General features: G+C 35.8%; 13 protein-coding genes and 1 pseudogene. 9 read left to right on the top strand and 5 right to left on the bottom strand.

The window, feature by feature from the left end; genetic code table 11:
• Positions 1 to 95 precede the first annotated feature (95 nt).
• Positions 96 to 863 carry an exodeoxyribonuclease III gene (locus FD18_RS03295; RefSeq protein ID WP_057718589.1) on the top strand — a complete coding sequence of 256 codons (768 nt, stop codon included), beginning with the start codon at positions 96 to 98 and terminating at the stop codon, positions 861 to 863.
• 75 nt (positions 864 to 938) lie between these two features.
• On the opposite strand, the gene FD18_RS03290 is transcribed toward FD18_RS03295, so the two are convergent.
• Both FD18_RS03290 and FD18_RS03285 read right to left on the bottom strand, forming a co-directional pair.
• Positions 939 to 2033: a PTS sugar transporter subunit IIABC gene (locus tag FD18_RS03290; protein ID WP_420919752.1), complete on the bottom strand. Its 1095-nt coding sequence runs from the start codon at positions 2031 to 2033 to the stop codon at positions 939 to 941.
• 48 nt (positions 2034 to 2081) lie between these two features.
• Positions 2082 to 2774, bottom strand: a complete 693-nt coding sequence (locus FD18_RS03285; protein WP_057718587.1) for an N-acetylmannosamine-6-phosphate 2-epimerase — start codon at positions 2772 to 2774, stop codon at positions 2082 to 2084.
• A 131-nt stretch (positions 2775 to 2905) separates the two neighbouring features.
• Between FD18_RS03285 and FD18_RS03280 the strand changes: the two genes are divergently transcribed.
• On the top strand, positions 2906 to 3724 hold the full coding sequence (locus tag FD18_RS03280) for a MurR/RpiR family transcriptional regulator (RefSeq protein WP_057718585.1): 819 nt from the start codon (positions 2906 to 2908) through the stop codon (positions 3722 to 3724).
• Between the two features lie 207 nt (positions 3725 to 3931).
• On the opposite strand, the gene FD18_RS03275 is transcribed toward FD18_RS03280, so the two are convergent.
• Positions 3932 to 6616: a cation-translocating P-type ATPase gene (locus FD18_RS03275; protein ID WP_057718584.1), complete on the bottom strand. Its 2685-nt coding sequence runs from the start codon at positions 6614 to 6616 to the stop codon at positions 3932 to 3934.
• A 191-nt stretch (positions 6617 to 6807) separates the two neighbouring features.
• On the opposite strand from FD18_RS03275, the gene FD18_RS03270 reads away from it, so the two are divergent.
• The gene (locus FD18_RS03270; protein ID WP_057718583.1) at positions 6808 to 6990 is read left to right on the top strand and encodes a hypothetical protein; all 183 of its coding nucleotides are present in this window, start codon (positions 6808 to 6810) and stop codon (positions 6988 to 6990) included.
• Between the two features lie 26 nt (positions 6991 to 7016).
• Here the strand turns inward: FD18_RS03270 and FD18_RS03265 are convergent, their stop codons facing one another.
• Positions 7017 to 7661, bottom strand: a complete 645-nt coding sequence (locus FD18_RS03265; protein WP_057718582.1) for a matrixin family metalloprotease — start codon at positions 7659 to 7661, stop codon at positions 7017 to 7019.
• Positions 7662 to 7804: 143 nt separating this feature from the next.
• Between FD18_RS03265 and helD the strand changes: the two genes are divergently transcribed.
• Positions 7805 to 10123, top strand: a complete 2319-nt coding sequence (gene helD / locus FD18_RS03260; protein WP_057718581.1) for an RNA polymerase recycling motor HelD — start codon at positions 7805 to 7807, stop codon at positions 10121 to 10123.
• Positions 10124 to 10335: 212 nt separating this feature from the next.
• The gene (locus FD18_RS03255) at positions 10336 to 11058 is read left to right on the top strand and encodes a C39 family peptidase (RefSeq protein ID WP_057718580.1); all 723 of its coding nucleotides are present in this window, start codon (positions 10336 to 10338) and stop codon (positions 11056 to 11058) included.
• Between the two features lie 37 nt (positions 11059 to 11095).
• On the opposite strand, the gene FD18_RS03250 is transcribed toward FD18_RS03255, so the two are convergent.
• Positions 11096 to 11668 carry an SGNH/GDSL hydrolase family protein gene (locus tag FD18_RS03250; protein WP_057718579.1) on the bottom strand — a complete coding sequence of 191 codons (573 nt, stop codon included), beginning with the start codon at positions 11666 to 11668 and terminating at the stop codon, positions 11096 to 11098.
• Positions 11669 to 11756: 88 nt separating this feature from the next.
• Here FD18_RS03250 and coaA point away from each other — a divergent pair, with 88 nt between their 5' ends.
• From coaA to FD18_RS09310, 4 genes and pseudogenes are all read left to right on the top strand, one after another.
• Entirely contained in the window at positions 11757 to 12608 is an 852-nt protein-coding gene (coaA, locus tag FD18_RS03245; protein WP_057718578.1) for a type I pantothenate kinase, read from the top strand.
• A gap of 12 nt (positions 12609 to 12620) precedes the next feature.
• The gene (gene efp / locus FD18_RS03240; protein WP_057718577.1) at positions 12621 to 13193 is read left to right on the top strand and encodes an elongation factor P; all 573 of its coding nucleotides are present in this window, start codon (positions 12621 to 12623) and stop codon (positions 13191 to 13193) included.
• 157 nt (positions 13194 to 13350) lie between these two features.
• Positions 13351 to 13471: pseudogene (locus tag FD18_RS10410) on the top strand (YSIRK-type signal peptide-containing protein); the annotation flags it as partial.
• Between the two features lie 279 nt (positions 13472 to 13750).
• On the top strand, positions 13751 to 18978 hold a 5228-nt coding region (locus FD18_RS09310; protein WP_235499867.1), incomplete at its 3' end, for a Rib/alpha-like domain-containing protein.

Here is an 18978-nt window from a genome sequence, read left to right as displayed (position 1 = left end):
TAATTTTTTAGTTCGAAATATTTCATCTATTTGAATTAAGTTTGTACAATTGAGTTGATGAGATCAATTGTTTTTTGATGGAAAGAAGAATTATTATGAAATTAATGTCTTGGAATGTAAATGGCTTAAGGGCAGCCTTACGGCATGGTTTTGTTAATACATTTACAGATTTAGATGCAGATATCTTTGCGATTCAAGATACTCGTCTTGAACCAAATGAAGTGCAAGTTGACTTGCCTGGGTATTATCAATATTGGAATTATGCTAAAAACCGTAAGGGTTATGCTGGCACTGCTGTGTTTACCAAAGAAAAGCCAATTACCGTGGCTAATGGTTTCGGAGTCCCAGAAGTTGATGGAGAAGGCAGAAGCATTACGTTAGAATTTTCTAACTTTTACTTTATTAATGTTCAAGCTCCATTCTCTGGCGAAAAATTGCAAAGATTGGACTTTAGAGAATTATGGGCACAAGCATTTCGAAACTATGCAACTAAGCTTATGCAATATAAACCAGTAATTATTGGTGGAGATATAGGAATAGCTCATGAAAAGATTGATTTAGCTGAACCTGAAGATAATCGTCATCGTGCTGGTTTTACCGGTATTGAAAGAAAAGAATTTACTGAATTATTAAATGCTGGCTTCATTGATACCTTCCGCTACTTCCACCCAGATGAAGCTAAGTATACTTATTGGAGCTATCGTGAAGATGCGCGTGAAAAGAATATTGGTTGGAGATTAGATTACTTCTTGGTATCGAACAATCTAGAAGATAAATTGACAAATGCTAAGATCTTAAGCAATATTATGGGATCTGATCACTGTCCAATTGAATTAGATGTCGACATTACTACTAGAAACTAATTTTTATATGTGATACAAAAAATGTACTCAAGCTTTAGTTACTTGAGTACATTTTTTATTTTGTAAAGTATTAAGTTACTTAGTGATTACTGAATAGACATCATTATGTGCTTCAACTAATTGTCCGCTGGTAATAATATCTTCAACTTGTTCAACTCTTTCATTGCTATTGGTAATGAGAGTCATCACCGTAGTATCTTTGCCAGCATCTTTAACTTGTTTCAAATCCATTTCAATCAATTGTGTATCAGGAGTAACTTTGTCGCCTTCTTTTACTTTCATTGTAAATGGTTTTCCTTGAAGCTCAACGGTATCTATTCCAAGGTGAAGCATTACGTCTAAGCCAGCACCTGGAAGGCCAAACATCATTGTTGCAAAACGACCAGCAAAGAATCTTGTTCCGTAGGTAAATAGACCATGGTGATTTGGATCGGCTAATTGAGCAAAGAAGATATTTTGTGCCCCGACAACTGTTTTACCAGCAACATCCGCTGTTCCACTTAAAGCTGTGTACCAAAACATTGGATAAATAGTGTGGTGAAGACCAACTGCACCAGTTAACCGTAGTAAAAATCCATATAGAAAACTACCAAAACTACCCATTTTTGCAATTGCATAACCAGCACTAGTTAAGCCGCTTTGAATTGGTGGCCAGATAATAAAGAAGATGGCACCAATAATAATGGCAGCAAGAGAGGAAATTATAGGAATAAACCTTGAACCACCAAAGAATCCTAAAAATTGTGGCAATTCAACTTTACGATAATGGTTATGAAGATAAGCAACAACAGAACCAATAACAATTGCTCCTAAAACACCAGTATCAATAGTATTTTTAGGTGAGAATAACTGTAGTAAGCCTGAAATAGTTGCTGTGTAAACTAGGTAAGCGACACCGCCCGCTAAACCGGCTGTCCCTTTATCACCTTTGGCTAAGCCAACGGCTAGACCAATTGAGAAGATAAGAGCTAGGTTATTGAAGACAGCGCTACCTGCAAAGTTCATTACTTTTAATATTGTTTGAAGCCATTCTTGGTTAAGCCAAGGATAAGCACCAACAGCTGCCTTATTTGTTAAAGAACCACCTAAACCAAGAAGTAAACCAGCAACTGGTAAAATGGCGATTGGAAGCATAAAGGCTTGACCTAGTTGGGAGAAGGCCTGCCCAATATGAGAAAATTTCTTAGACATGATTACGCCTCATTTCGTTACACTTGATTATTTTTCAAAAACAGAAGTGAAAGTTTTAGCAATTTGGAGTGGACGAGTAATTGCTCCGCCTACTACAATTCCTGCTGGATTAATGTCAATTACTTGTTTTAATTGCTCTGAAGTGTGAATCTTTCCTTCGGCAATTACCGGTAAACCATCGTCAACTAAGGCTTTAATTAAGTCAAAGTCTGGATGATCAGTTTTTGGACTTTCTTCGGTATAACCAGAGAGAGTAGTACCTACAAAATTAACACCAGCTTCATAAGCGTTCTTTGCTTCTTCAAAGTTTGAAGTGTCAGCCATTAAAAGTTGATTTGGATATTTAGCTTTGATTTCTTTAATGAATTCAGCTACTGTTTTGCCATCGTGTCTTGGACGTAAAGTACAGTCAAGAGCAATTACTTCAACGCCAGTTTCAACTAATTCATCTACTTCTTTCATAGTTGGAGTAATATATGGCTTTTCAGGTGGGTAGTCACGCTTAATAATTCCGATCATTGGTAAGTCGACTACTTTTTTGATTTGCTTAATATCTCTGACAGAGTTGGCTCTTAAGCCTGTTGCGCCAGCTTCTTGAGCAGCTTTTGCCATTAATGGCATAATTCCGCCTTCTTCGGTATATAGTGGCTCACCAGGTAAGGCCTGACATGAAATAATTAAGCCACCGTGGATTTTGTTGATAAATTCTTCCTTGTTCATTTGTAAATATACTCCAAACTGATTACATTTTGGAGTTTTCCTCCTAAAAAGATAATATAATGAATTCAAATATTATGCAAGCGTTTTCTAACGAAAACATGATATAGTTATTAGGATGAGGACGTGAGAAAATGGAATTTATACAACTCTATAATCAAAATAAAGATAAATTGACTAAGTCAGAAAATAAATTAGCTAACTATATTGCTGCTCATACTGAACATGTGATTTATGACACTATTAAATCTCTGGGAAAGGCGACCAATACAGGAGATGCAACGATAGTTAGATTATGTAAAAAATTAGGCTATTCGGGTTTTTCGGATTTAAAAATTGCTTTAGCGCAAGATTCGATGATGACCACAAGCAAGAACCATGATGGAGCTCAGACAAGTTCACAACGAAGTAGTAAAGTTTTAATTTCTTCAATAGAAAAAACAGAAGAGTTAATTAATCCACCGACTCTAAAGAAAGCAGTTAGTTTATTAGCTAAAGCTCAGCGAATTCATATTTTTGGGTTAGGGCATTCTGGCGAGTCTGCTAGAGACTATGAGAGAACATGGCTTAGAATTGGGTTAATTGCTAACGCAGAGTTGGACCCTCATATTCAAGTCCAAGTGGCAACCTTGCTGAATAAAGATGATGTAGTAGTTGGTTTATCTCTTTCAGGCCATACTAAGGATACGTATGATTCATTAAAAGTTGCTAAAGACTACGGAGCAAAAATCCTGGCAATTACCAACGATCTTAATTCTCCAATTGCTCAATTAGGGGATGTGAGTTTACAAACGTCAGTTAGCGAATTTATGAATATTGGTAGTGTAGCAGGGCAAGTTTCACAATTATATTTGTGCGATGTTTTAGCTAGAGAATATGAAAAGCTCAACAAGGTTGATGTTGATAAAATTAAAGAGCGAGCTTTGTCAGAAGTAATGAAAAAATCTATTTAAAGCACAAAAAAACCAAACTACTCAAAAACGAGTAATTTGGCTTTTTTAGTATCTACGATACCGATTATTTTGATTATTAAGTGGAAAGCATAAAGCTTTCTAAGTCTTTATGCTAGTTGTAAGTGTTAAATTTATACTTTTATTATATTAGTTAATTAAAGCTAAGTCGAAAAATATGCTCAGCTAAGTGATGTTAGTATATTAGAATTAGTCAGTAGCTGTTTGTAATTTGCGATCTTTTTGTCTAACTCTACTTAGTCGCTTAATTAACTTAGTAATTTCAACTTGTAAGATTGAGAATAAGGAAAGGATAATTACTACTAACCATTGTTTTGAACTTAGAGCAGTTAAATGGAATAGAGATTGTAAGTTAGGGGTAAAGAGAATAATTCCCATTAAAGCTGCTGAAACCATAAAGGAGATAATTAGCCAAACATTCATTTTATTTCCTCTAACCCAAATTGGATCAGTATTAGAATGCTGATTAAATGCCCGAAGCATTTGAGATAAGGCTAAAACGCAGAATGCCATTGTTTGACCAGCAATTGGATTATCGAAAGTTGCGCCTATCCAGTAAGCTAACAAGGTCATCAAGGCAACAAATATTCCCTGACTAATGACGCGCCAGATAAGATCTCTTTCAAATAAGGTTCCAGTTTTTACTGGCTTATGTTTCATGATATTTTTACTTGCTGGATCAACCCCTAATGCTAAAGCAGGCAAACTAGCTGTAGCTAGGTTAACCCAAAGAATATGCACGGCAAGTAGGGGTGGATCCCAATTGAAGATTGTAGCCACAAATAGAGTGGTAATTTCTGCAATATTACCAACGAGTAAGAATTGAATTACTTTCTGAATATTGCGGTATACTTTTCGACCTTCTTTAATGGCAGCTGTAATTGTTGTAAAGCTGTCATTAAGTAAAATCATGTCTGAAACATCTTTGGCAACATCTGTACCACCCATCCCCATGGCAACTCCGATGTCAGCAGCTTTTAAGGCAGGTGAGTCATTGACTCCATCACCTGTCATTGCTACGACTTCGTCATTTCGCTCTAAGCTTTGAATAATTCTTAACTTATCATTTGGTGAAACGCGGGCAAAGACAGTGGCAGATTTAACTGCTTGGTCTAATTGCTTATCCGTCATTTCATTTAGTTCAGTTCCCGAAATAACAGTGTTTCCATTAGTATAAATACCTAAATTCTTAGCAATAGCGACTGCTGTGTTTTTATGATCTCCTGTGATCATAATTGTTTTAATTCCCGCTTCACGAGCCATCTTAATTGATGCCTTAACTTCATCTCTAGCTGGATCAATCATACCAACCGCACCTAAGAAAACCAAATGCTGTTCGATATCTTCATCTTCTTGAGGTAAGTTTAAAATGTTTTTACTTGCAAATCCTAGAACTCTCAATGCCTGGTTAGACATTTTATGTGATAAGGCAAGAATATTGTCTTTATCAGCCTTAGTTAACTTACGTGTACCATTATTTGTGTGAATATAGTCACAAAGTGGCAGTAACTCATCGAGCGCACCTTTAGTGTAAGCAATGTATTCATTGTTTATTTCATGAACCGTAGTCATTCTCTTCCTAATTGAATCGAAAGGACATTCGCTAAGCCTTGGATATTCTTTTCTTAAGTTAAGAGCTGAATAACCTAAATCTTGTGCTAAAGGAAGTAGTGCACCTTCAGTGGGGTCTCCAATTACTTCTTTAGGATTCTCTAAATTAAAGCTAGCATCGTTACAAAGACTAGATGCATAGATTAATTGCTTGTATGAATTCGAATCCTTATTTGCTTTTTCTACACTTAGAACTTTTTTATTAAGGAAATCATCACCGTTAGCTAAATGAGTTACAGTCATTTTATTTAACGTTAATGTTCCTGTTTTATCAGAACAAATAACCGTCGCATTTCCTAGAGTTTCAACAGCAGGCAACTTCTTAATTAAGGCATGTTGTTTTGCCATTCGTTGCACGCCAAGCGCCATAATGATTGTTGCTGTTGCTGGTAAACCTTCTGGAATAATTGAAATAGCTAAAGAAATTGCTACCAAGAATTGTGGTAAAAGTGGACGACCATAAAAGGCACCAATTGCAAAAATTAACACACAGATAATTAAACCAATGATTGTTAAAATTTTACCTACTGCATTAAGTTTACGCTTAAGTGGTGTATCACCAGCGTCGTCATTTTCGAGCATGCCAGCAATTTGACCAATTTCAGTGTCCATCCCAGTTTTAGTTACAATTCCGCTTCCTCGACCATAAGTGACGATTGAAGAAGTGTAAGCCATGTTTTTTCTGTCTCCTAAGGGACAGTCTGGTGAAAGAACAGCAGTCGCATTCTTTTCACTAGCAATAGATTCTCCAGTTAAGGAAGCTTCTGCAATTTTTAAGTTAGCTGATTGAGTTAAACGCAAGTCGGCTGGCACCATATCGCCGCTAGCTAAGCTGACAAGGTCACCGATGACTAATTCGCTAGCAGGGATGATTTTCTCCATGCCGTCACGAATAACTGTAGCTGTCGCCGCACTCATAGTTTTAAGGGCTGCAAGAGAAGATTGAGCTTTCTTTTCTTGGATAATGCCAATGATTGAGTTAACTACAACGATAAAGAAAATTACGCCTGCTTCAACCCATTCGTTTAGAATAGCTGAAAAAGCGGCTGCTCCTAGTAAAATCAAAATCATAGGGTCGATGATCTGCTCTTTGAGCATCGTTAAAATTGATTTTGGTGGCTTTTCAGCTAGAGCATTAGGGCCATATTTCTTTAATCGCCTCTCAGCTTCTGGCTCACTTAAGCCAGAAGAACTTGTTTCTAAATTTGAAAATAATTCATTTGTTGTTTGAGAATACGAGGGAAGTTGTTTCTGATTATCCATAAAGGATATACCATTCCTTTCTTTGTTTAAAATTTCCGATTTGTATAGATTTTATATTTACTGCTGTAACAGCAAATATATTCAAAATTTGTTTATGATATATAGTGTAAAATGAGAAACGAATCAAGTCTAAAAATATGCCTATAATTAATTGATTTTGCTATGATTAGGATAGAAACGAGGATGGAAAAATGAAGCAGCTCGATCAATCTTTTACTATTGGAATTTTTGGCTTGATTGGTCTGTTTATCGGCTTATTTGTCAAAAATATTATGGTGTGGACTTTTGTAGGAATTGCAGTTGGTTACGTAGTAACCTTTTGGATTCCATATTTTAAAAAGCAACATCAACTAAAAAAGAAAAATGCAAAATAAGAGCGATTCTTAAAGTAGAATCGCTCTTATTGTTCTTGATATAATTTTTTAACGTCTTCAACGTCGCTGGGTTGAATTGTGTAGAAAGATCCTTGAGGATACATAACTGAAATGCCGTCCTTATGTCCTAAGCCGATTGCATGTCCTAGCTCATGTTCAACTGTGTTGACGATTCGGCCGTGATTATAGCCGTAGCTTGGATTTAAAAGATAATATGAATTCAAGTTAACGGTGGCTTTAATTAAGTGACCGGTTAAAGAATTATACTGCGTATCAGTTAGACCAGCGGCATTAGTTTGACCATCATTCATTGCTTTGATGATGATTTTGGCATTATTTTTGTCATTTGTCATTTTAAAATTAAAGGCACCTGTATTATTCCAAATGTTAATGCCATCAATCGCTGCTTGCTTGAGAGTTGGATTAGAGAGATCAAGATAGACTGTTGCTGTATTGGATTCAAAAGTATGGCCTTTAGCATTATTGTCATTTTTATCGTCATTTTGAATTTTTTCAGGTGAAATAAATTGTTGGACTTTGGCTGTTAGATATGGGAGCGGATTTCTAGTTCCAAAAGTTTTTTCAATTTCTGGAGCGGCTTTTTGATAAGCAAAGTCGAGACCAATAAACAGAAAGGCTAGAACTAGAATCGTTTTAAAAAATCGTTTCACTTTCTCATCTCACTATATAATTTTATTTAATTATAAAACTAATTATTTAAGAAAAGACTAAATAACAATTGAGACTTTCTGAAAGTTTTAATTTTTTTGGAAAGCGTATACATATGATAAAATAGTATGCAAAGTTTTTACTAATGCTAGAAATAGGTGACTTAATTTTGGTAAAAGAAACTGAACAACAAAAAGAACAAAAGCATTTAGATGAAGTTCTTGGCTTAATTAAAAAGAAAGAAAGCGAATTAGATCATTCAATTGAACATGCGCAAAATGAAGCGCAAAACATTAATTCGCACTTTTTTGATGATGTGAAATTAGACTATGATGGTTATTCAACTTCAATGGATACCGCACTGTCCATTCACCAGCAGCAACAAATGCTGGCAGAACGTCAGAATGCATGGCAACATTCCGCTAAACAATTATCAACTTTGCAACGTTTAGAGAAGAAACCTTACTTTGCCAGAGTCGATTTTCAAGAGCCTAATGAAGATCCAGAAACAATTTATATCGGCTTGGGATCTTTTGCAGATAAAGAAGATCACTTTTTGATCTATGACTGGCGGGCTCCAATATCTTCTATTTACTATGATGGTAAATTAGGCAAGGTTTCCTATAATTCTCCTGATGGCGTTCAGACAGTTGATATGACTAAAAAACGTCAATTTTTGATTGAAGACGGCAAGATTACTAATATGTTTGATACCAATGAATCAATTGGAGATCAAATGCTCTTAAACGTCTTAAATGAAAAATCCTCTACGCAAATGAAGTCGATTGTAACAACGATTCAGCGAGAGCAGAATAAGATTATTAGAAATACCAGTGCAGATCTTTTATTTGTTCAAGGGGCAGCAGGATCTGGAAAAACATCAGCTATTATGCAACGTGTAGCATATTTACTTTACCGCTATCGTGGTAATTTAACTTCTAGCGATGTTATTATGTTTAGCCCTAACCAATTGTTCAACGATTATGTTAAAAATGTTCTACCTGAAATGGGTGAACAAAATATGGTGCAGATGACTTACTGGCAGTTTGTTTCTCGCCGTGTTCCAGGAATGAACGTTGAAAACTTATTTGAACAATTCGAAGATAATGAGCAAAACGATAAGATTGTTAACTTGAAGAATTCATTGCAATTCTTTAATGCAGTAACTCGTTATGCTAAACATCTTGAAAAGAATGGTTTGATTTTCAAAAATATTTACTTTAAGAGTAAGAAGAAACCATTTTTTGATAAGGAAAAGATCAAGGAAATTTACTACGGCTTTAATGAAAACTACCATCTGAGAAATAGAATTGAAGCTACAAAAGAAGCTTTGATTAATAGCTTGAACCGCAGAATTGAACCAGAAACTAAGAAGGCATGGGTTGATAAAACTATTGAATCTTTGGATCAAGAACAATTAAATAAGCTGTATGATCGTCCAGATCAAGAATTTGAATCTAGTGCAAAAGAAGAACACTTTTTAGCTCGTAAGATTGTAATTAAGCAATTAAAACAAGTTAGCCGCAAGATCCACCAGAACCGTTTCTTAAATATTCGTGCTCAATACTTGCGTTTCTTGCGTGCTGTTCCTAAGCTAATTGACCTAAGTAAGTGGGATATTAGCGAGGAAGAGTGGGACGCTCATATTGAAAATGTTAAGGAAAGATTCAGAAACGGCAGAATCAAGATGGCTGATATTTCACCTTACCTTTACCTATATGATCTAGTAACCGGACGTAGAACAGACTATGAAATGCGCTATGCCTTTATCGATGAAATTCAGGATTACACTCCATTCCAATTGGCATATCTTAAATACAATTTCCCTAGAGCCAAGTTCACGATGTTAGGTGACTTGAATCAAGCTATTTTTACTAAAGATGAAAGTAAAACACTTTTGAGTCAAATTTCTAAATTATTTGATCCTGAAAAGACTGATGTTGTTCAATTAACGAAGTCGTACCGTTCAACTAAGGAAATAACTAACTTTACTAAGCAAATTTTGCGTCAAGGTGAAAAGATTGAAGCTTTTGATAGACGTGGTCCAAAGCCAGCCTTTTACAAGCGTGATAGTATTGAAAAAGAATACAGTGCCTTGCAAGATATATTGGCAGAAAACTATGAACAAAAGCTAACAACAGCAATTATTACTAAGACATTAGCTGAAGCTCAAGAAGTCGCTAAAGTATTAAAAGAAAGAAATATTAAAGCAACTTTGATTGGGTCTGCGAACCAGCGTTTAGTGCCTGGTACTTTAGTAATGCCATCCTATCTTGCTAAAGGATTAGAATTTGATGCAGTAGTTGCTTGGGGCGTTTCAAAAGAAAATTATCATCAATTAGATGAAACTCAATTGCTTTACACGATTGCCTCACGTGCAATGTATAAATTGGATTTAATTTATACAGGTGAGAAGAGTCCTTTGTTTGATAATTTAGATGAAAAAACTTACGTAAATAAGTAAAATAAAATTCCTCTTAGATCTTGGTAAGAGGGATTTTTTATTATTCAAGTAAGCTGATAAGGATTTAAAGTTAATTCTATTTAATTTGCAGTATCATTTAGCATATAAATTAAATAGACTTCATTCTTTTGCAAAAACTAACACATAAATTAAATCTATTTAATTCTTATGCATTTTGACAGAGCTGATACGTAATAGTTAAAATACTTAGCATGAAAAGAATAAGTAGAGCTAGAAAATATCGGCGTAGAAGAAGAATTTTATATACATTTTTACTATTAATTACTGCAGGAGTAGTCGCTTTAGTACTTAATTTTGATAAGATTCAAGATGAATATGATTGGCTTACTTTAAAACCAGAACAGAAGTTAAATGTTCCCTTAGAAAATCAATTACCGGACTTGCCAAATGGATGTGAGGTTACCTCACTTTCAATGTTGTTGAAATACTATGATATTAATGTAAGTAAATTAGAGTTGTTGTCAAATATTAAGCATGTTTCCTCATTTATTGGAAATGATTATCGTGGAAATCCGCATGTTGGTTTTGTTGGTTACATGAGTATCAAAAATGCAGGTTGGTGCGTTTATAATGAGCCGCTATATAATGTTGCTAAGAAATATACTAATAGAATTCGCAATTATACAGGTAATGACTTTGTCAGAGTATTGAAGTTAGTATCTAAGGGACATCCAGTAATGATTATTACAACTTTGAAATTTGATCGTGTCAACGATATGCAGACATGGCAGACTAAGCAGGGAAAAGTTAATGTAACACCTTCCTCTCATGCATGCGTAATTACTGGATATAATAAAAAGAAGAGGATTGTTTACGTAAATGATCCTTATGGTGTTAAAAATAAAAAAGTAAGTTTAAAGAAAATAGAAGCCAGTTACAATCAGCAAGGTAAACAAGCTTTGTACGTAGAATAGGTATATTAAAAAGGCATCCCACAAACAGGATGCTTTTTTATGATGTAGTAACCATTTCTTTCTCTTGGACTAATTCAGCAAGCTTTTCAATTAGTAATTTATTACCTTCTTGATTTAAATGGATGCCATCCTTCTGAAGTAAATTATTCGGATGACCTGTCTTACGCATTACTTTTGCAAAGTTTAAGAATGGAATATTGTTTTCGATATGACATTCCTCAACTACTAACTCAAATTGCAAAGTTTTAGGCCATGCTTGATCTGGAACAATTTTCCAATTAGTATAGGAAGGTCCCATTAATAATGTTTTATCAGCCCCAATTAAGTCAACTAATACTTGTAAGTTATGCGCATATCGTCCAGCGCTTAAGCCAAAGTGTATATTAGCATCATTAGTACCTAAAGAAAGAATAACTAGGTCATAATCAAAAGGCTTGACTCTTAGCTCGTAAAAATCAATTGCTTCTTCAGTAGTTGTGCCAGGTACAGAATTATTAATAATTGTAAAATTAGGTAATTTTTCTTGCAGTCCTTGAGTTACAATATTAGTTGCGCGTCCATCAATATAACCTGCAAGTAGGGAATCACCAAAAAGAATTAATTTTTTCATAGATATCTTCTTTTCTTTCTCTCAATATATATGATAGGCTGAACAATGTAAAAATACTAGGAACAAGGCAGAAGGAAGGCGGCTTTTTATGCAAGAGCAATTTTTACACCTGACACCTGAAAAGTGGCAGGCTTTAATTCCTCCAAGTGATGAATTTAGCGCAGAAATTTTCATGATGAAAAATCTTCAATATATCATGAGTCAAAAAAATGCTGTTTATCATACTCAACAAACATTTTATAAAGAACAGTGGCAAAAGATTCCTTTTATAATTGGAGTAACGGGATCTGTTGCTGTTGGTAAGTCCACCTTTGCCAAGAAAATAACTCGCTTATTTGAACGCCTTGAACCGGATAAAAAGATTGCACAAGTTTCTACAGACGGCTTTTTGATGCCTAATGCAGAACTTAAAGCTAAAAACTTGATGGATCAAAAAGGCTTCCCAGTGTCATTTAATTGGGATGCCTTTTCTACTTTTTTGGCAAGTGTTAAAGCTGGTAAAGAAAGAGTACCATATCGACTATACTCACAGGAAATTTCTGATCTGATACCTAATGAAATAGGCTCTGTTGAACAACCGGATGTTTTAGTAGTAGAAGGAATAAATTTACTTGAAGTTCCTCCGGACGGTCAAGCACCGCCAAGTGACTTTTTAGATTATGTGATTTATCTTGATGCTAGTGAAGAAGATTTAGAAAGATGGTATCTTGATCGTTATCATTTAATGCTAGAAATTAATCGCAATAATCCTGACAATTATTTTTATCAATGGGCTCATGTACCGCGTGAACAAGCAGATATTTTTGCTAAGAAAGTTTGGCGGGATGTTAACTTAAAGAACTTACACGAGTATATTGAACCAACTAAAAAACGAGCAGACATGATTATTAAAAAGTATGGTAATCATGAAATTAGTGATATGTATATTAAAAAATTTTAGAGGTATGTGTTGATGCAAGCAATTGAATTGAAAAAAGGTATGATTTTTAATCAAGATGGTAAATTGATTGAAGTGTTGAAGAGTAATCACCATAAACCTGGTAAAGGAAATACGGTTATGCAAATGGATTTGCGTGATGTTATGAGTGGAGCAGTTGTACATAAGACTATGCGTCCAAGTGAAAAAGTAGAGCTAGTCAATGTTTCCTTGAAAAAAGCACAATATCTTTACGATGATGATGCTAACTTTATTTTTATGGATACAGATACTTATGAACAATACTTAATTCCTAAGGAACATCTTGAAGCAGAAGCTAAGTTCTTGATGCCAAATATTGATGTTGATCTTAAGTTTACTGACGAAGGTAAATTAATTGGAATTAACTTACCGTCAACTGTAAAGATGACTGTTAAAGAAACTCAACCAGAAATAAAGGGTGCAACTGCTGCTGGTGGTGGAAAACCCGCAACTATGGATACTGGTTTAGTTGTAACGGTGCCAGACTTTATTAAGGAAGGCGAAGAATTAATTATTGGAACTGAAAATGGCGACTATAAAGGTCGTGCTGATAGTATTAGTAGATAGATTAAAGTAGAGCTGTTTGAATAAAACAGCCCTATTTTTTTTGAACTTTTATAATGGCAATGTTATATAATACACGAAATTTAATCTACACAATGATGAGAAACAGTATTATAATGAAAATGTAGTTTTTATAATTTACTAAAGGAGAAAGGAAATAATGCTATCAAAAAACAATTATCACGAAAAGCTTCGTAAAATGGAGCCTAGAAAAGAACGTTTTTCAATTAGAAAATTTTCTATTGGAGCCGCTTCTGTTTTAATTGGTTTCAGCTTTATGAGTATGGCTGGAAATCAAAAAGCTCAAGCTGCTGAGCAACAAGAAAAACCAGCAGTAGTGCAAAATGCAAAAGATAATGAGCAAAGCCAAAGTAGCGCTGGAGCTACTCTAGAAGCCAAAATGGGGGGGAAACTCAGCTACTACAGCTAATAAAACAGCTACTGATAGCAAACTTACTCAATCTCCTATTCAAGATAGTACTCACTCTTCTGCTAATACAGAAGCAAATAAATTAACTAAATCTGCAAATTCAAATGTACAAGCAGGTCAAAGTAATGATTTGACTATTTCTAACAAAGAAGATTCAACTAATGTAGAAAATAAAACAGCTGTATTAAACACCGATAAAAAGCAAACATCTTTGACTAAGGATAGTCTTAGAGATGAAAAAGTAGCTGCTGCTTCTGTTGAAAGTACTGCAACTAAGAATCTTCGTGGTACTCAATCACAAGATGTAAATGATTGGCAAGGTTTTGTCAATGCCATGAATGATTCCAGTGTTGGTACCATTAAATTGACGAGCGATATTACAGTTGCTAACAAGGGTACTAATGTTAACGGCATTCATCGTCCACAACCACTAATTAATTCTGGAAAGATGAATTTAACTGGCTCTAACATTTCTGGTGGATTAGATATTGATGGTCAAAATCATACCATTAATTTTGGAGCTAATTATCTGAGCTTTGATACTAATAATCAAAAGAATAGTAATCCTTGGGACATTGCTTTCAAGAATTTAACTATTAATGCTGATGGTTATGATAACAGTTGGGGTACTTTGGGTGGTGCGTTTAGTCCAATTTATATGGGCGGAGATGATATTAAGACTAATCTTTTAGCTAAGAACAAGGTTACCTTTGAAAATGTGACTGCTGATGTTAAAAACGGTGCCTTTTATAACACTACTATGGCTCAACAAGTTACTGATAATCCATACACTACAGTAACTTTCAAGGGCAATAATAACATTACTGTTGAAGCTGTAAATGTTGCTGGAAATCAATTGTATAACTATTCTAGTACTGTTTCAGCTTCACACATTGTTTTCGCTGACGGTACTAATACTGTCTTTAATGTAAGCAGTGCGAAAACCAACAATGACCAAAATGCTGGTGGCAATATTTTACGTGCCAAAGTTGAAGATAGTTCAGATACTACTCCAGCAATTGATGTACAACAAGGTGCAACTGTTACCTTAAATGGTAAGTCCACTGATGTTAAGGGAATGCTCGTAAATAATGCTATTACGGGTACCGTACAAGTTGATGGTAACTTAAATGCTAACATGGCTGACGGTCACTCAATGGCTATTTGGGCTGGTAACTTAAACATCGGTAAGGCTGGTGTTGTTAACATTAACACTAAGCAGAGCAATGATGGTAGTGGTTTAAACGGTGTAACTAATTATAATGGTTACCACTTTGCACCAATTTCGCTGGGTGTTGGTTTTGCAGCTAACGTTACAAACGCTGATGCAAATACTTTAGATAACCAAGGTAAACTAACGATTGTACGTAGTGGAGACAATACTTCAACTTCACCATTAATTTCTTTTGGTAGTGGAAGTGCTGCCGCTCTAACAGGTAAATTTACTTTAAACGTTACCGATGGTGCAACTTTGGACCTTCAGGATTCAGCTCAATCTTCAATTGCAGGTGCTACTACTAATACTCCTAACATTGGTTTAATTACTATGTGGGGTTCAGGTAGTTCATCGACTGCAAATAACATTAATATTACTAATCCTGCTTATGTCAATTTACAACGGACTGGTAAGCAAACAGGTACTTTAATACGTCTTGAAAACTTGACTAACCATGTTACTGTTCAAAGTAATGGTGCTAATAACCCGTTACCACTGGCACAATGGGACGAAGGTAACTACAACAATCCATCATACTACTGGTACATTAATAACCTTACATCGCATAACAACTGGGGGAACAATTCAATCAGTGGTTTTGCTAAACAAGGTCAAACTGCTGGTGCAAATAAGGCTGGTGAAGCTAAATTCCTTCACTCAAATGGTATTGTTACCATGGGTGGTAGCCAAGCAGGTTTAAACCAATATCAATACACTGACGGTACAATTACTCAAGGCCAACCAGATCCTGGTGTAGATTATGAAACGCCATACTTAAATAAATTCTTGAATAACTTTAATTGGTGGACACCACAACAAATTTCTATGGGGACTAACCTAGAAACTAAAGTAACACCAACTGATTCAGAAAAGTATCAACCAGTAGTTCAAACTATTGATGGTAATACTAACCAAACTTTAAAGGATTTAACTGCTAAAGCTGGTATTAAGGGCTTGCTTTCTAGCAATGGTACTGTAACAACTGATCTTTCTTCTGTTAAGAACGTAAGCTGGTATGATGCAGCTACTGATGCTAATGAGTGGAAGAGCGTAATGGGCGATGAAGCAAAACCAACTAACCCAACCGGCAATCTTAAGACTAGTGATAAGTCAGCTTGGGCAAAAGTAACCTACACTGATGGTTCTGTTGACTTTGCAAATATTCCATTGAATATTACTGAACCAATGGCAAAGCTTTACACTCCATCATACAAGCCAGTAAGCGTTGAACAAGGTCAGACTGCAACTGGTGACCCATCATTTACTGATCAAGGTGGTAAGGATGTAACTGCTCCAGCTGGAACTACCTTTACCACGGGAACTGATACACCAGATTGGGCTTCGATTGATCCATCAACAGGTACTGTAACTGTTGAGCCAAGTACTGAGGTAACAGCAGGTGCTTACAATGTTCCAGTAACTGTAACTTACCCAGATAAGAGTACCGATGAAACTACTGTGCCAGTAATTGTTACTAAGGCAGGACAAACTGTAACTTGGGGTGATAATGGTGCAGTTGTAACTACTGTTGATACTTCTAAACTTAACGCTCACGAAACTACTGAAAATTCACAGGTACTTTCTCCAGCAACTGTTGTAACTGCAGAAGGCTACGAATTAACAGATGGTAAGATTTCAACTACTGCTACGCCAATTACGATTGATCCATCAACTGTTAGCTGGACTACAACTCCAAATACTAATGTTGAGACTGCAACTGCAGCTGGTAAGGAAATCACTACTAGTGTTAAGGTTAACTTTACTAACAATGATGCAGCAAAGAACATCTTAGGTTCAAAGAATGGTGTTGTAACTACTAATCCATTTACTATTGATGCTAAAGGTGCAGGTGCTAAAAATGTCGCTACCCCAGTTAATGTGGCACTTGGCTCAGCCTTAACTAATGAACAATTTAATCAATTAGTGGAAAACAAGATCCCAACTGACGAAATTGTATCTACTACTTGGGAAACTAAGCCTGACGCAAACGGTAATAGTGGAGTAATCAAGATTACCTTTACTGATAAAGATGCTAATGGTAACCCAACTTACTTGAATATTGATGTTCCTGCTAGTTCAATTAAAGTAACCACTGATGCGGAAGACCATAATCCAGAAGGTCAAAACGTTTCAACTAAGGTCGGCGAAACTCCTGATGCTAAAAAGGGCATTAAGAACCCTGGTAGTTTACCAAGTGGCACAACTTATACTTGGCAAAATACTCCAAACACTACTACTCCAGGTAAGAAACCAGCAGTTATTGTAGTAACTTACCCAGATGGTTCTAAGGACGAAGTTCCAACTAATGTAGTTGTTAATGCTAAGCCAGAAATTAAGACGATTACTACCACTGTTGGTGGGGATCCAGCTGCCACTGAAGGGATTGCCAACTTGAATAATGGTGGTACTACTCCAGTTGACGGTTATCCAACAAGTGCAACTTGGACTACTAAACCAGATACTTCAAAGCCTGGTGCAACTACTGGCACGGCAACTGTAACTTATCCAGATGGTACTACTGAAACAGTAACAATTCCGGTTGCTGTAAATGGTCAAGGAGATGTTACTGTTATCGATAATGGTCATGTCTTCAGCCTTCATGCCAATAATGTTGTAACTCACAAGACCTCAGATAAGAACATTATTGGTGGACCAGTAATTGAAAACTTCAAGTTAAGCTACTACCAAGGTGGTCAAAACTACAGTAAGCCATACATTTACACTTTGAATGCTGACAAGACTGTATATGTTCTTACCCAAACTGGTGATAATCCAGCTGGTGTAACTGTTGATGCTCCACAATCTATTAATGCTAGTGACATTAAGATTAGTTGGACTGAAGCAAACACTGTTCTATTCAATAATGCATTAGGTGCAATCATGGGTAATGGTCAACCAACAAGTTTGGCATCAGAGAACAATGGTGGAACCAAGACGATTACTTATACTAACTGGGTAAATAATCAATTTGGTTATCCTAAGTATTCAGCTGTTGTTAACAGCTCAGGTGTAAACTGGCCAATTTATGGAAAAGGTCCAGTATCAACTTATCCATTCCCATCAGTTTATATTTATGGTGCAGAAGCTAACGGTACTATTCCAAGCGTTAACTCCGACGTTACCGATTTGAAGACTGCTTTAGGGGATGCTTCAAAGCTTGTAAACACTAATGATTTAACTGCTGATCATAATTCTGAAATTAGTTCAGTTAACTGGCAAACTTTACCAAGTCTTGCTGAAGCTAATGCTAAGGCTCCTGCAACAGTACGAATTAACTTCACTGATGGTAGTTATCTTGATGTTCCAGTAGCTGTAAATGTAATCAAGGTTGATCAAGGTGTTGATGATAAGACTAACCACGACATTTATCGTGATATTACTCGTACGATTAATGTTGAAGGCGAAAGTACTCCAGTTGTTCAACACGTAATTTACAGTCGTGCTAAGATAACTGATCTTTCTAAGCCAGCAGATCAACAAATCAGTTACACTGATTGGGCAGCTTCTAAGAATAGTGAAGGTCAAGCAGTAACGAACTTCCCACAATATGAAGTAACTAAACCTGGCTACACTGCTACTGCAACTGGTGCAACTATTGAAACTGTTAATGGTAAGCAATATGTTCCAGCTTCAGCAACAATTACTCCAGATTCATCAAATGAAACTGTTAATGTAACTTACACTGCTAACGAACATACTTTAGTAATTAATTATGTTGACGGTAATGGCACTGTGGTAAGTACTTACAATGTTCCTGGTAAGACTAATGAAACTGTTAATGTTGATGTACCTGGACATGTTCCAACTAACTGGAAACTAGTTCCAAAGCAACAAGTTATCGGATCTTACAAGTTTGGTTCAGATAATCCACAACCTGTAAAATACAGAGTTGAACACGATACTGAAGTCGTTCCTGTTGACGAGAATAACAAAGATACTTACCGGAAGATTACCCAAACCATCCAAGAAGTACCAGCTGGCAAGACTAATGCCGATATGCATGTTGTAAGAACTGCTTCAGTTGAATTTGAACGTACTGGTGTGAAGGACTTAGTAACTGGGAAGACTACTTGGAACGCATGGAACTCAAACAGCGAAACTTTCCCAGTTTACAACATTAAAGAACAAAAGGGCTATGACAG

Source organism: Lactobacillus taiwanensis DSM 21401, from assembly GCF_001436695.1.
GTDB lineage: Bacteria > Bacillota > Bacilli > Lactobacillales > Lactobacillaceae > Lactobacillus > Lactobacillus taiwanensis.
Note: the sequence above shows the minus strand (reverse complement) of the source record. Positions and strands in the feature narration are given on the sequence as shown.

What these genes read in the sequence shown, in the direction of transcription:
- FD18_RS03295 (WP_057718589.1), top strand. Translation starts at nt 96, where the DNA reads ATGAAATTAATGTCTTGGAATGTAAATGGCTTAAGGGCAGCCTTACGG.
- FD18_RS03285 (WP_057718587.1), bottom strand. Translation starts at nt 2,774, where the DNA reads ATGAACAAGGAAGAATTTATCAACAAAATCCACGGTGGCTTAATTATT.
- FD18_RS03280 (WP_057718585.1), top strand. Translation starts at nt 2,906, where the DNA reads ATGGAATTTATACAACTCTATAATCAAAATAAAGATAAATTGACTAAG.
- FD18_RS03275 (WP_057718584.1), bottom strand. Translation starts at nt 6,616, where the DNA reads ATGGATAATCAGAAACAACTTCCCTCGTATTCTCAAACAACAAATGAA.
- FD18_RS03270 (WP_057718583.1), top strand. Translation starts at nt 6,808, where the DNA reads ATGAAGCAGCTCGATCAATCTTTTACTATTGGAATTTTTGGCTTGATT.
- helD (WP_057718581.1), top strand. Translation starts at nt 7,805, where the DNA reads ATGCTAGAAATAGGTGACTTAATTTTGGTAAAAGAAACTGAACAACAA.
- FD18_RS03255 (WP_057718580.1), top strand. Translation starts at nt 10,336, where the DNA reads ATGAAAAGAATAAGTAGAGCTAGAAAATATCGGCGTAGAAGAAGAATT.
- FD18_RS03250 (WP_057718579.1), bottom strand. Translation starts at nt 11,668, where the DNA reads ATGAAAAAATTAATTCTTTTTGGTGATTCCCTACTTGCAGGTTATATT.
- coaA (WP_057718578.1), top strand. Translation starts at nt 11,757, where the DNA reads ATGCAAGAGCAATTTTTACACCTGACACCTGAAAAGTGGCAGGCTTTA.
- efp (WP_057718577.1), top strand. Translation starts at nt 12,621, where the DNA reads ATGCAAGCAATTGAATTGAAAAAAGGTATGATTTTTAATCAAGATGGT.